The sequence below is a fragment of the Photobacterium sagamiensis genome (assembly GCF_050337085.1).
GTDB lineage: Bacteria > Pseudomonadota > Gammaproteobacteria > Enterobacterales > Vibrionaceae > Photobacterium > Photobacterium sagamiensis.
In genome coordinates, this window is sequence record NZ_JAKJSP010000011.1 from 298,467 (window position 1) to 312,623 (window position 14,157).

6 protein-coding genes are annotated in these 14,157 nt (G+C 48.4%); 4 read left to right on the plus strand and 2 right to left on the minus strand.

Translation table 11 applies throughout. The annotated features are described in order from the left end of the window. Positions 1-183: 183 nt before the first annotated feature. The gene (locus L4D76_RS02345) at positions 184-1,416 is read left to right on the plus strand and encodes an MFS transporter (protein WP_428439316.1); all 1,233 of its coding nucleotides are present in this window, start codon (positions 184-186) and stop codon (positions 1,414-1,416) included. 257 nt (positions 1,417-1,673) lie between these two features. Here L4D76_RS02345 and L4D76_RS02350 read toward each other — a convergent pair whose 3' ends face one another. Together L4D76_RS02350 and helD are read right to left on the minus strand one after the other, a co-directional pair. Continuing rightward, positions 1,674-3,290: a WD40 repeat domain-containing protein gene (locus L4D76_RS02350; protein WP_428439317.1), complete on the minus strand. Its 1,617-nt coding sequence runs from the start codon at positions 3,288-3,290 to the stop codon at positions 1,674-1,676. A gap of 675 nt (positions 3,291-3,965) precedes the next feature. Continuing rightward, complete coding sequence (gene helD / locus L4D76_RS02355; protein ID WP_428439318.1) at positions 3,966-6,056, minus strand: DNA helicase IV; 2,091 nt, start codon at positions 6,054-6,056, stop codon at positions 3,966-3,968. A 352-nt stretch (positions 6,057-6,408) separates the two neighbouring features. Between helD and yccS the strand changes: the two genes are divergently transcribed. The 3 genes from yccS to L4D76_RS02370 all read left to right on the plus strand — a co-directional run bounded on the left by yccS (position 6,409) and on the right by L4D76_RS02370 (position 14,097). Continuing rightward, positions 6,409-8,598 carry a YccS family putative transporter gene (gene yccS, locus L4D76_RS02360; RefSeq protein ID WP_428439319.1) on the plus strand — a complete coding sequence of 730 codons (2,190 nt, stop codon included), beginning with the start codon at positions 6,409-6,411 and terminating at the stop codon, positions 8,596-8,598. 213 nt (positions 8,599-8,811) lie between these two features. Beyond that, positions 8,812-10,326 (plus strand): AGE family epimerase/isomerase, encoded by a 1,515-nt coding sequence (locus tag L4D76_RS02365; protein ID WP_428439320.1) that lies wholly within the window; start codon positions 8,812-8,814, stop codon positions 10,324-10,326. Between the two features lie 534 nt (positions 10,327-10,860). Continuing rightward, positions 10,861-14,097, plus strand: coding sequence for a DUF748 domain-containing protein (locus tag L4D76_RS02370; protein ID WP_428439321.1), 3,237 nt, complete (start codon positions 10,861-10,863; stop codon positions 14,095-14,097). The last annotated feature ends 60 nt before the right edge of the window (positions 14,098-14,157 follow it).

Consider the following 14,157-nt stretch of genomic DNA (forward strand, 5'->3'; position numbering starts at 1 on the left):
CTCTAACCCTTATTTTATATTGTGTAACTGGGCTTTAGTCATTCTTTATAAATCATTAGGTTATCGCTAACAAAGAACACTCCATCTATTGAAATCTGAGGGTTAAAGTAGTTCAGGATTTTCAAAGCAAAAATAGCCAAAGTCCAGCATAGAATTGATATTTTTTTGAAATAAGGTGCTGAAATGACACTGGATTTACGCTATCGAATTCATCAAGGATGGCATTGGGGAACGGTAGGGGTTTGGATACCGATCATGTCGCTTTTCTTATTAGATGGTGGCCTTAATTTATTCGAACTGGGTTTATTTGGTGCAGCATTTGGCCTTTCCAATGTTCTTCTGGAAGTCCCCACCGGTGGGTTAGCCGATCAATATGGCCGAGTACGTATCTACCGCTGGGCACTGCTTTTCAATGTGCTGGCCTATTCACTTTTCTTATTTGTCGAGCTGACGCTCCCCGCCATGCTGGCAGGAGCTATGCTGGCGGGTGCCAGCCGGGCTCTTAGCTCAGGCACGGTAGACTCCTGGTACGTTGAGCAACTCAAACTGGTGGGTAGAGAAAACGACACCCACAAGGCACTAGGTGCTGCAGCGATGTGGAATACCATCGGTGTAGCTGTGGGGGCACTGCTCGGAGGGATGTTGCCACAATGGATTGGGATCCACCTATCTCCGGATAATATCTACTTTGTCAATGTTGGCTTTGTCGCCTTGTCTTACCTACTACTGTGCTTGGTAACCAAGTTGGTACTTCATGAACCTGAGCTGATCGATAATGCAGAACAACACACCCCTATGAGCCGAATAGTTAATGCTGTCCAATACATCGGCACAGATCATAATTTAAGGCTGATACTGCTGGGTAGGCTTTTATTCGGCTTTGCTTTAGCCAGTTGCGAAAACTACTGGCAACCCGGCGTACAGCTGTTACAAGAGAATGCTGAACAAACCATGATCCTTGGCTTTATCACTGCCGCCTTCGCATTTGCGGGTGCTATCGGCAATGGGTTGTCATCCAAATATACGATCTGGCTCAAACAGCACTATGGACTGGCACTCTGGTTAGCATTCGCTGCCAGTAGTATTTTCCTGTTCTTGATGGCAAAAGCACCGAACTTGCCCCTGTTTTGCTGTGCACTTATCGGCATGTATGCCTGCACAGGTCTAATTGGGCCGATGCTGAAAACCCTGACTCACAGTCTGGTAACCAACAACTATCGGGCCAGTGCCATGTCATTGAACTCTCTGACTCATCAGTTTGGCGGTACCTTATCGGGTATAGGGATCGGCTGGGTGATACAACAAACGACGATAGCTACCGGTTGGCAACTGGTCGCCATAATTGTTGTGGTTGCCACACTATCGATGTTTGCAATTGAGTTGCCACAAAGCCGCTTGCAATCCTCAACAACCTAGTATCAGCTGACAAAAAAGGCGAATATACTCATAAACCAAGGGAAACATACCAAATGTACCCTTGGTTTAATTTATCTAATGCTCAGATGGTGTTAATGATGATTGTGCAAAAACATGGTTTCGGATCAGAACGAAAGAAGAAGTTACAGCTTTTTTTGAGCGCATCATTAATGCGTAGGTTGAACACTTCATTTACAGGAAAAGTCCCCTCCACCAGCGTGGCGGAGGGGAAATTCTACTATTAACGCTAACGTAGTTTACTGATAGATATACACAGCGCCCGCGTCTTTCACGCTGTTGTCGCTAGAATCTTCCGTGTTCGCGCCGACAGCCAGCGTTTTGCCATCACCGCTCAGGCTGATGCTGCCAAAGTCTTTGTTTTCCAGATATCTTGGAGCACCATAAACCCCTCTGTCGTCTCGGCTAAACACATTTACACGGCCATTGAAGCCATTTACAACAGCCAACACACTACCATCGTTATTCAGGCTTACATCCCCCCAATAGTCACCTACTGGCGTATGCAGCAGGGTTGGAGTTTGTGTATTCCATATTCCGCTGGCATCACGATGATAGACATGCGTCATTCGGCCCACACCCTCCATATAAGGAGGAGCCACGGCTAATGTATTGCTGTTACCACTCAAGCTTAGTGACCAGCCAAAGTGATCAGCGTTTCTTGGATGCTTAGATTGAAGGCGCAGCGGTGCTTCCCAATTACCGTTAGTATTCCACTCAAATACATAGACATTACCGGGGTGAGAAGCACTAGTGCCGCGATAGGACGGCGCACCAACAGCCAGGATATGACCATCCGCGCTTAGGCTGACACTGTAGCCAAACTCGTCCTGCTCATTGATATTGGTAAGGGGAGCCGTAACTTTCGTAGGTTCTCCCCACCCTGTTTGTAGATGATGGTCAAATACATATGCTGCGCCAGACTGAACGTGATTTACGTATTCCCATATAGCCCCGACAACCAGCCTAGTGCCATCATCATTGAGGGTTACACTATGACCAAACTGATCGCGACCACCTAGCTTCTCGCCTTTATTCAGAGCAACAGGGTCACCCCAGCGCCCCTTGTTGTCACGACTATACACAAATACTCTGCCAGAAAACTCTCCCCATCTAGTAATAGAACCATCTGGGTTGTTTTCTTGACTGTGTATCACCTCATGAAGTGGGGCACCGACGGCAAGTGTTTTGCCATCACCACTTAGACTGATGCTACTACCAAAACGACTATCTGGGGATCCTTGGTGTTTCAAGAACGCTGGAGCCCCCCAGACGCCGTTATCACCGCGATTAAATACATACACCCCACTATTTACGGTTGCGCTATTATGTGGAGCAGAAACCGCCAGCGTCTTGCCATCGGAGCTTAAACTGGTGACATGTCCAAAGTAGGCGTCCACGCTGATATTGCTGGCTTCCAGACGCGAAATTGATGAAATTAAATCAGTTAGCGCCATGTCCAGTACACCGGAGTCCTTGTAGCCAACCTCATTACGAGCCCGGATAAAGTAACTGTTCCCTTGAATTGCTTTAATTTCGGAACTAGCTAACTTCAGCGTGGTGCTTGTAACCGGCTTTCCTATTGGATCACAAAGATCTTCCAGGGAGTCCTCTTGGCGGCACACCTGATATGTTTCTGCATGTTTAGATTTATCCCAGGTGAATACAAAAGTGCCGTCTTTATCTGCCGAGGCTTCCAGTGTGGTGAAATTAAATACAGCAGGTACAGACTTTTCTTCAACTGGAACCGATTTCTTCCCAGAACCAGAGTCATCATTACACGCCGTAAGCAAACCTGCGGCAATTAACAGCAAAGCAGACTTCCATACACCGCCTTTGCCATAAACATCAAGCATAGATACATCCTCATTAACCAACGCGCCGTTAAAGAACGGAGATTAAAGGTATTCTGTTTGTTTTTTAATCTACTTACTGATGAAGTCACTACGATTGCGACTCACTTCATAAAGAATGAAATTGCGTCTAGCCCGGTGGGTAATAATTTGCAAAAAAATAAGAATATAAATTCTCTAAAAGAGATGTTTCAACGAGAAATACGGTATATGTGATACCAAAAGAAGCACAACTCTTGGGTAATGAGCGGGTGATTTCTGGTACTTAAGCCTGAAGCCCCCATATATTTTACCTATTAACAATGAATTAGCTGTAATGATAAAGTTGTGGTCGTCGACAGGCAGATAAAGTTCGTCATCAAAAAATATTAACCTCAAATTGATAGAGGATTGAGTGTTTTATATACGGTTCGATTCGCTGACGTTTCTGGTAGAATTGTGATTAGACTTAAAGCTACTCCTTCCCTGGTGAATAATGAAAGCACCTTTACTGGAGTAAATGACCTTATTAGGTCATTTTCAACAATACCGATAAAACTCCATCACTTTGACTAGGTCATCATGTAGCTTGCTTCAATATCCGCACCACCGTCTAACTGATATTTGAAAGCAGGTGCAACCCAAGTGCTTGGTACACTCTTCGATATCTCTGCACCTACAGATAATTCTCATCAGGCCTTAGCGACCGTTTTTTTTATTACGCTTGATCTTATTCATTACCGGATATTTATCCTCAATAAGCTCATTGATAAACGGTGATGTCTTCTCTGGATCGGCACAGATCCAAACGTGTTTTTTTGCACGGCTCAGTGCCACGTAGAATAAACGACGCTCTTCAGCATCCGCAAAACCTTCATGTCGCGCCTGCAGACAGGCCGCAAGCCCTGTATCACGATCATAAGCCGGGAATATCCCGCGATTCACATCCAGAATAAAGACGAAATCCGCTTCACGGCCTTTACTGGCATGACAGGTCATAAAGGACAGTTCCAGTTGCGGCCACTGCTTCTGCCACGCTCGCAACTTCTCTGGTTTCTGTTTGTTATTGCGCCCAAGCAATAACACCGTAACCGGCTTTTCATTCTGCGAGGCCAGTTGCACCAGCTCCTGTTCCAGTAGATCCTGACACAACAAGGTTACCGCTTTACGTTTTTGTTTTTTAAAGCTAACCAGTTCTTTTTTAAGCTGCTGTGGGTTTTGCTGGATAAAGGTATTTGCCACTTCCCCGATCATGCTGTTAAAGCGGTACGTAGTATCCAGTTCGGTAATGTGGCAAGCACCAAAACGCTCAGCAAACCCCGTAGTCAGATTAACGTCGGCCCCGGCAAAACGATAAATCGCCTGCCAGTCATCACCAACGGCAAACAGCGTCGGGCTTGGCTTGTCTTCGCCACCGGATTGACACAAGGCTTCAATCATCGCTAAACGATGCGGCGAAATATCCTGATATTCATCCACCATAATAAAGCGCCAGCTTGATGCGTATTTCCCCTGTTTAACGTACTCCGTCGACTTTTGGATCATGGTGTTAAAATCAATCTGTTTATTGGCTTTCAGGTACTGCTCGTAGGCACGAAAACAAGGCCACAGCAGTCCTAGCTCACTTTTCATTCGCGCTTTGCTGGTTGAATTGTCGTGCTGCTCGATATCTTGAGTCAGCGCCGATTTATTTGCCCCGCGCTGACCGAGCAATTCAATATGACGCCAGATCCAGGCTGCAAGCTGTTCACTCTTGGCTTGTTTTTCCATCGAGTTGTCGGCTTTAAAGCCCGGAATACGCCACTGGGTCAAGTGCTTTTGCCAGCGTTTCGCAGCGGCCGGTGTTTCCCACTGCTCAGCAAGCAGGGAGGCAATCCACTGTCCGCGTGCTTTTTCATCTAACGCCAGCGGCGATACATTGGGTTTCTCACCTTCTACCGCCTCAATGATCTGAGTACCTAAGCTATGGAAAGTGGCGACTTTTATTCTGTCGTTGACCTTTTTACCGAGGCGTTCACTCATCTCTTGTGCCGCTTTACGGCCAAAAGCCAGCATCAGGATCTCTTCCGGCTGGGCGGCTTGATTCGCCACTAAATAACCGGCTCTCGCGACCAGCACACTGGTTTTGCCGGTGCCGGCACCAGCGAGCACCAGGTTGTGATCCTGATTAATTAATACCGCTTCGCGTTGGGAAGGATTAAGCGGAGATGATTCAAATTGATCAAACCACGAGGCCCACTTTTCGGACTCCTGAGTCAGCCATTGCTGGTTATTTTGTTCAACCCATTCACTGTTATCGTCTAGCCAGGGTTCGATTTTCTCAAACGCCATCGGACGGAAAGATCCGGCCAGCTCCTGAGTCAACCCGGTTGATCCCAGCGAATGGGTGAGAAACTGGCACAAGTTATGATGATCAGATTGGCGCAGGTAGCCCTGCTGCCCCGCGAAATTATCAATGCGATGCAGCATGTCCGGCAAGGAACTGTCAAGCTTATCGACCCGGCCACGAGCCCAGTTACGGTAAGCTTCCAACAGATGTGTCGCAAAGGGTTTGCACTGATGCCATGGCAGACCATGAACTGTCCAGCAGTATTGCTGATCAGCAGAGGTTATCTCTAACGATCCCCATACGGCACCGCGACGGACTTCGATCGCCCCGTCCCAGTCATCAAAGGGAATAACATCTGCTTCTGTCTGGCTATCAAGGATCAAACTGTTATCACTCAGCTCGATACTGTAATAATCACCCTGTACTAACCACTGTGCTAACCAACCGGCACTTAAACGCATTCTGTCACCAAAAAAAGCTTCATATTTTCCATCCCGCTACCTTTTCTTGCACCGAGTCGATATACGCAGAGTTGTGCGAAGAGGCAGTAGGTTACCAATAATTTATGCTATACCCAAATTACCCAAGGAGCAGAGTTCAGATTTTGAAGTGGTTTGGGTATATGCCATTACTAATTGCTTAAAATTTCTGCTGATAAATCATTACGCACTCGTTTCTCTAGGGTTTTATCGTAACTTTGGTATCTTTAGGGCGCTAGCTCCCGTGTTTAAAGAGTACGACAGGCCGTATATAATCAGCCTGCTATTCTAGCTGTTCATTCGCCGCTATTTATCAGAAGATTGTTAATCATACATGCAGAAAAGCCGCTTAAGATCCAATTTACGCCGTTACTGGGCTAACGATCGAATTAACTACAGTATTCGGGTCTTTATCGCCTTAGTCGGTGTTGCCCTGCCCTGCTGGTATTTGGGGGCAACGACTGAAGTCACTCCGTTGGTCTTAGGTATTATTGCTGCCGCACTGGCTGAAACTGAAGATAATCTGACCGGCCGCATTAAAGGGTTGGCCATGACGCTGGCCTGTTTTTTGATTGCCTCTCTGTCTATCGAAATGCTGTTTGATTATCCTGTGCTGTTCAGCATAGGGTTATTTATCTCCACCTTTGGCTTCATTATGCTCGGGGCCATGGGCGCCCGATACGCCAGCATCGCCTTTGCCTCTTTATTGCTGGCGGTCTATACAATGCTGGGCGCAGCAACCAGCCCGAACCTATGGTATCAGCCAACCATTTTGCTCGCGGGGGCAACCTGGTATGGTCTGCTGTCGCTGATCTGGCAAGTTCTGTGGCCAAATCAACCGGTTCAGCAAAATCTGTCTAAAGTCTTCAGCGAGTTTGCTTATTATTTAGATTGTAAAAGTAAGTTGTTTGAACCGGTTTCAAACATGGTCCCCCAGCCATTGCGCATAGAAGCGGCCAGTAAAAATGCCCGCGTAGTGGCTGCACTAAATGCAGCCAAAGCCACTTTATTGCACCGTGCTCGACGTGGCCAACCGGATGCCACTGGCGACAAATTTCTAAAAATCTATTTTCTGGCCCAAGATATCCACGAACGCGCCAGTTCATCCCATTATCGTTACCAGGATCTTGCTGCTACTTTCCACCGCAGTGATGTATTGTTCCGCTTCCAACGATTATTGACATCACAAGCCCGCGCCTGCCGTGAAATTTCTCGTGCGCTTGCAATGGGGAAACCCTATCAGCATGGCCCTGAAAGCGTTCGAGCATTGGATGAACTGCAAGAATCATTGCTCTATTTAAAAAACCAGCATAATCCGCAATGGCGATCGTACCTGATCCAGCTCGATTATCTGTTCAATAATCTGGCAACCGTCGAACGCCAGATGTCGAACGTCAGCAACCCGGATGTAGCGCAAACGGATCCTGATACCGAACTGGCCGATACCGAAGCCCGTAGTGCAAAAGATCTGTGGCAGCGCATTGTCAGCCAGCTCAAACCTGATTCGATGCTATTTCGCCATGCGCTGCGTATGGCCATCGCGCTGACTGTCGGTTATGGCATTATTCAGGCGCTGGAACTTGAGCGCGGTTACTGGATTTTACTCACGACTCTGTTTGTCTGCCAGCCAAACTACAGTGCAACCCGTCAGAAACTGGTTCAGCGGGTATTGGGGACCTTGGGTGGCCTGCTGGCAGGTATCCCTTTGCTCTACTTATTCCCGGGACAGGAAGGCCAACTCGTGCTCATGGTCGTAGCCGGAGTCCTCTTTTTTGCATTCAGAACGGTTCGCTACGGCTTAGCAACCGCATTCATTACCCTGCTGGTGTTATTCTGTTTCAACCAGTTGGGTGAAGGGTTTGCGGTAATACTGCCGCGCCTGGGTGATACTTTGCTCGGTTGTTTGTTAGCCGTACTGGCGGTAAGTTTCATCTTGCCCGACTGGCAGGCAAAGCGCTTACATAAAGTGATGGCGTCTGCGATCACCACCAATCGCGATTACCTGGCCCAAATCATTGGCCAGTACCGGATTGGTAAAAGAGACAGCCTGAACTACCGGATCGCCCGCCGCGATGCCCACAATACCGATGCCCAGTTAAGCACCGCGATCAGTAATATGCTGGCCGAGCCGGGCCGTTACCGTATGGCCACCGACGAGAGCTTCCGTTTTCTGACGCTCAACCATGCCATGCTGAGCTATATTTCCGCGCTAGGCGCTCATCGTACTCGTCTGGAAGATGAACGAAACCATCTGGTATCAAAGGCTCACCGCCTAATTCATGCCCACCTTGATTGCCTGGCCGAGCAATTAGCGGGCAATGCCTGCACTCTGGCACCCGATACCGATAACGATCTTGAACAGCGCTTAGGTCAGTGGCGAGATGAAGACTGTACTTCGGTGCGAATGGTATTGCAGCAGCTGCACCTGATCCACCGCATGCTGCCCGAGCTGCATTCTCTGGCCAATAAGCTTGCCGCCAGAACCGGGAAACCGGCAGAAAAGACATTGCTTCCACAGCGTTGATCCTTAACTGCAAAACCAATAATACCAATCTGGTCAAGCGCAGCACAACACAAACCAAAGTGATTGGATTATTAGTTTTTGCTTTCAGTTTGAAAAACTTCTTATCGCTGATGGCGTTCAATGCGAACCGTAGATCGACTCTGTGAACCAGTAGACAGAATGTGCTAATCCAAATGCATATATTCATATTTTATGTAAGGAATTGATTTAAAAATGAATATGTCGTTTCTATATAGTCTATCGGGTAAATATATGCGCCGAACGTGTAGCACATTATTGCTGGCTGCATTGTGCTCGACTGGTGCGGTTGCATCATCGACAAATACGGTAGAGTTTCCATCGGGTAACGACTGGTTAAACCATGTTACAAAAGGGCTTCAACCTTATTGGATGATGGAAGCCGCACAAGGTGCTCCACTTGGTAATTTCCCAACCTTTCGTTGCGACGACGGCAGTCTTCTTGATGTCAGTCAACCATGTCCTGAGCTAGACAAGTCATGGATAAATCCCTACTTTGAACGCGAATATACACGCATGAAATCACGCCAGATATATGGCTATGGCGTGCTTTACCATCTAACCGGAAATGAAGAGGCATTGAAGCTGGCAAAAGCTGGTGTTGATTATTTATTAGCGAACTTACGCGATCAAGAAAATGGCGGTTTTGTCAGCTTTACTAAAGATGGTAAACCGGGCTTAAAGTGGCAGCAACGAACCGCACAAGATCAAGCGTACGCAATTGTCGGGTTGGCATTCTATTATTATCTCACCAGAGATCCTGTGGTCGAACAGGCATTGATAGACCAGCAGGAATATATTTTTGAACGCTATAAACAAGCCGCAAACAGTGATCTGCTTTGGGTGATAGAGGATGGTGACGAACAGAGTCACAAACAACGTGAGCTGGTCGCCCAGCTTGATCAAATTAACGGTTATTTGTTGCTGTTAACTCCGATAATGCCTAAATCTGTACAAAATAAGTGGCGAGACGATCTTTACTGGCTAACCGATCAGATGGTTAAGCAGTACTATTCTGAAAAAGAGCAACGCTTCTACGGCGCTATTCACCATAAAGCCGTTATGATGCCAGATGCAAAACACAACGATTACGGCCATACCATCAAGGCGTTCTGGATGACTTATTTAGTTGGCCGCTACTTTGACCAAAATGAGTGGCAGAAGCTGGGTGAACAAGGTATGAGAACTACATTGGAACGTGCAAGCTACTCAATGCCGACAGATCAGGCTCAACCGTTTCTTTCTAAATCATTGTTTAGTCAATGGCAGAGTCTTAATGAAGTGCCGACATGGAAAAGTGGCCGTTACAATCACTTTATCTCATCTTGGCAATGGGCTGAGTTAGACCAAGCAGCAATGACGGTCAATCTACTGGATGGCACCACCACTAATCATCTCTACTACACTCAAACTCAATACATGGATGTGTGGGTCGATCAACAATATGGTGGTGTAGGATTAGACCCGAAGCAAACCAAGGCTTTTCACTGGGGCAATGCTTACCACCAATTCGAGCACGCTCTGATTGGATATCTGAGCGCACAGCAATGGTATAGCAAGCCTGCGCAATTGTATTTTGCGTTGCCAAGTGACTATAAAGGGAAAATTGAGCCTTACTATTATCAAGGTGATATTACGTCTCGTAGAGAGATCGGGGAGTTAGAAGGGTTTAAGAAGCAGGTTATTAGCTTTACCAACATTACCCCTTAACATAAGAAGTATCTTGGACAGACACCTTAATTCCTCAGTGATGTGAACTCCAGCGCTCTGGATATTCTGCCTGATCTGATTGTTCGTTAATTTCGGACCGACTTTAAAAATAAACACCCCCCTCTTCCGTTAAGTAGAGGGGGATTTATTTAACCGTTTTACTTTGGAGTATCCTAGCGAATATCGGTTTCTCAATCTTCCCAGAAATTCCGCCACTTCTTACTGTTATCTTCTCTTTGTTCCTGACCTTTTTCAGAGCCTTTTCCTTGTTCGTTGCGTTCTTGCTCGCCTTTCTTCATATCCTGTTCAGACGGCAATATGGTTGATATTGTCTTTCAAGTCTTCTGGCAGTAACGCACCGCCGGATTAAGTTGCCGACGCTTATCCAAGACTGCAAACAATTCATCAGATTTTCCTGTCGATTCTAATGAAATATTTTAAAAATCTATGCCGCCCCCTTATTTAACGGGTCACAAAAAATGGTTAAACTCTGACAATCATAATTCTAAGACAACCAAGGGATCTTACTCTGGTATGAAAATTGCCTTGATACACGCCTTCAGCCGCTTCAAGCGGGCTCCTAAATCAGTGCGAGTTCTCACTTATCTATTGTTGGCCTATGCCTGTTACGCCCTGCTGCTGGGGCTGCTTGTACCTGCAGTCATCCAATCTCAAGCGCCAAAAAAACTCAGTGAACTTCTGGGGCGTGACGTCCGGATAGCTGAGGCCAGCATTAACCCCTTTTTGTTGCGGGCCCGGATTAGCGGTATCGAAATCAGCGAGCAAGAGAAGCCCGCCAACTTTGCCAGCCTGCAGCACCTTGAGCTTGAGTTCAGCTTCTGGCGCAGCCTTTTGCAATTGACCCCAAGCCTGGATCACCTTCATATTGAACGGCCACAGATCAACATCACCAGATTGGCCTCCGCCGAGGACAACCCCAAGTTTAACTTTAGCGACATACTTAAGCGTTTGACCGCGCAGCAGAGTGAGGAAGCTCAGCCCGATGCGGACAAAGCACCCTCCGGCATTCCTGCCTTTCGCGCTCGTATTATCCAGATCGAACAAGGTAGCTTTAGCTTTCAGGATCAGCAGACCGGCGCCAACCTTCAATATCAGGGACTCAACTTCAGCCTGCAGCAACTGGACTCACAGGCGCTGACTCTGAACCAGGCACAAACCACATCCGCGGATAAGAAAAAGCCTGAATTCAGCCCGGAGGCCAATCGCTATGCCTTTGCAGTGACTGGTGCAGATCAAGGCCGGTTGCAGTTGAAGGGACAATTCCAGTTGCAACCACTGGAGGTTCGCGGTGAACTGACGCTGGCCAAAGTCACTCTGCCTCCCTTCTGGCCCTTTGCTGCCAAGTTGATGAAAGCCAAATTAAGCAGTGGTGAAGTCAATGTTGAATCCAGATTTCATCTCAAGCAGGAGCAAGGACAGTTCAGCTTTGATACTGACAAGGGCCGTTTTGTTCTCGCCAATCTGGCGTTCAATGACAATGAAACACCAAAAGTGAAACTGCCCCAACTGGTGGTCGATGGCATAGCCCTTAGCAGTGCTTCGCAAACTGTGGATCTGCAAGCCCTGCAAGTGCAGGGGATCTGGGTTGATGCCAGCCTGAACGACAAAGGTCTGGATCTGCAGCAGCTCTTTATGCCCGCCGGCGACAAAGCGGCAGAAGACTCAGCGACCACAGCCAATGAAATGGCAGCGGATGAAGCAGCGCAAACGGCTTCGGATGCGGTTCCGTCTTCAGTCGTCGAATCTGCGCCGGTCAATCCCGACGAGGCAGATAAGGCCGCCGCCAAAGGCTGGCTGGTACGCCTCAATAGCTTCGAGATGGCAGACACCGATCTTAATCTCACCGAGAATCTCATCAGCCAAGGTGTGCATTGGCGTATCTACCCGCTGACACTAAGTACCGGCGCTGTGCTGAGCGACTTGAGCCAGCCTCTGGATTATCAGCTGGCACTCAGCTTAAGTTCTGACACCAAGGCTCTGCCGCTCAAGGAGCGCGGTCAGTTCAGCAGCAGCGGCAGCCTGGATGCCAATACACTCGGTATCGACGGCAAACTGCAATTAACTGCGCTGGATCTCAGCCAGTTCCAGCCCTACCTGGAGTCTTTTCTGAACCTGCAACTGAGTCGCGGAAGTTTGAGTACAGGCGGTGATTTCAGTGCCGATTCTCGGGGCAAAGTCGTTTATCAGGGGCAAGCTGCAATCGGTGATCTGCTGATCAAGGACAGGCTGAAATATCAGCCCCTGCTGAAATGGCAACAGATGTCTATAGACGCACTTCATTTTGACTTGCAGAACAAGCAGATGAAAATTGACACTATTACGCTGGATGCACCCTATGCCAAAGTGCTGATCGCCAAAGACAGGCGCACCAATATCAGCGATATTCTGGCGACCGAAACCAAGACGCCCGCGGATGCAACATTGGAAAACAAGCCAGAGAGCAAAACTGTTCTGGCGGAGGATACTGAAACCACCCAATCCGCGCCGAAGACAACAGAACCGCAAGCAGAGCAGGCTTTTGCGCTGGATATCGGCAGTATTAAAATCGCCAAGGGTTCAGCCTATTTCGCCGACAACTCCCTGACCCCTAACTTTGCCTCCGGCATAGAGTCGTTGGAGGGTCACATCAGCCACCTGTCCTCGACTCCGGGCACTAAGGCTCAGGTTGATCTCAAAGGTAAGATAGACAAATACGCCCCTATGACACTTAGCGGTGAAATCAACCCGCTGCTCGAGTCTCCCTACCTGGATCTGGATCTGGTGTTCAATAGCGTGGAGCTGACATCCGTCAACCCTTATTCCGGTACCTATGTCGGCTATTACATAGATAAGGGCCTGCTGTCGTTGGCACTTAACTATCAACTGGAAAACAATCAGCTAAAGGGCAGCAATCATCTGGTCATCGATCAGCTGCAGCTGGGTAAACCAAGCGAATCGGATCTGGCCACCAGTTTGCCGCTGACACTGGGTATTGCCCTGTTGCAGGATCGTCATGGGGTCATAGATCTGGGACTCGAAGTGTCGGGTGATGTCGATAGCCCCGATTTCAGCTTCGGCAGCATCATAATGAATGCCATCACCAATGTGCTCACCAAGGCGGTGACGGCGCCCTTCTCCCTGTTGGCCGACCTGGCCGGCACGGATGAGGAACTCAGTCATGTACAATTCCGGCCAGGGCTCTCCAGCCTTGATGACGCAGAGCAGGATCGCCTTAGCAAGCTGGCTAAGGCCCTGGATGACAGGCCTATACTCAATGTCAGCATAGAAGGCTCGGTGGCCCTTGCCGATGACAGCAAAGCATTGGCAGAAGAAAAATTACAGCAGGAGCTGCTGCATCTCAGCGGTCTTGCCAGTCTGCCACAGGATCTCAGCGCCAGTCGTTTCCCCGCATCCGGCCCACTGACCACGGCGCTGGAAAGTCTGTTCGTTCAACAGCTGAAGCAGGACATTAACGCGGAACGTGCCAAGGTGGAGCAGCTGCTGATGGAAAAGGCAAGCACCACCAAGGCAGAGCTGGATCCGGCCCAGATAACAACAGTTCTGCATATAGGCATGTATAACCAGTTGCTCAATGCACAAGAGATCAGCCACAACGAACTGGGGAATCTGGCCGAAGCCAGAGCACGAGCGATCAAAACCTTTATGGTGGGTGACAAGAAGATCAATCCGGAGCGGATCTTTCTCCTGGACAGCAAGTCACAGCTCAATACACAGGAAAGCCATGCCGTGCTGGCTCTGAGCGCTGATTAACGGCGCCAGATGCAATGTCAGGCCCGAGTAGTTATGTAACTATTCGGGCCGGGGGGGGAG

What these genes read in the sequence shown, in the direction of transcription:
- L4D76_RS02370 (WP_428439321.1), top strand. Translation starts at nt 10,861, where the DNA reads ATGAAAATTGCCTTGATACACGCCTTCAGCCGCTTCAAGCGGGCTCCT.
- yccS (WP_428439319.1), top strand. Translation starts at nt 6,409, where the DNA reads ATGCAGAAAAGCCGCTTAAGATCCAATTTACGCCGTTACTGGGCTAAC.
- L4D76_RS02345 (WP_428439316.1), top strand. Translation starts at nt 184, where the DNA reads ATGACACTGGATTTACGCTATCGAATTCATCAAGGATGGCATTGGGGA.
- L4D76_RS02365 (WP_428439320.1), top strand. Translation starts at nt 8,812, where the DNA reads ATGAATATGTCGTTTCTATATAGTCTATCGGGTAAATATATGCGCCGA.
- helD (WP_428439318.1), bottom strand. Translation starts at nt 6,056, where the DNA reads ATGCGTTTAAGTGCCGGTTGGTTAGCACAGTGGTTAGTACAGGGTGAT.
- L4D76_RS02350 (WP_428439317.1), bottom strand. Translation starts at nt 3,290, where the DNA reads ATGCTTGATGTTTATGGCAAAGGCGGTGTATGGAAGTCTGCTTTGCTG.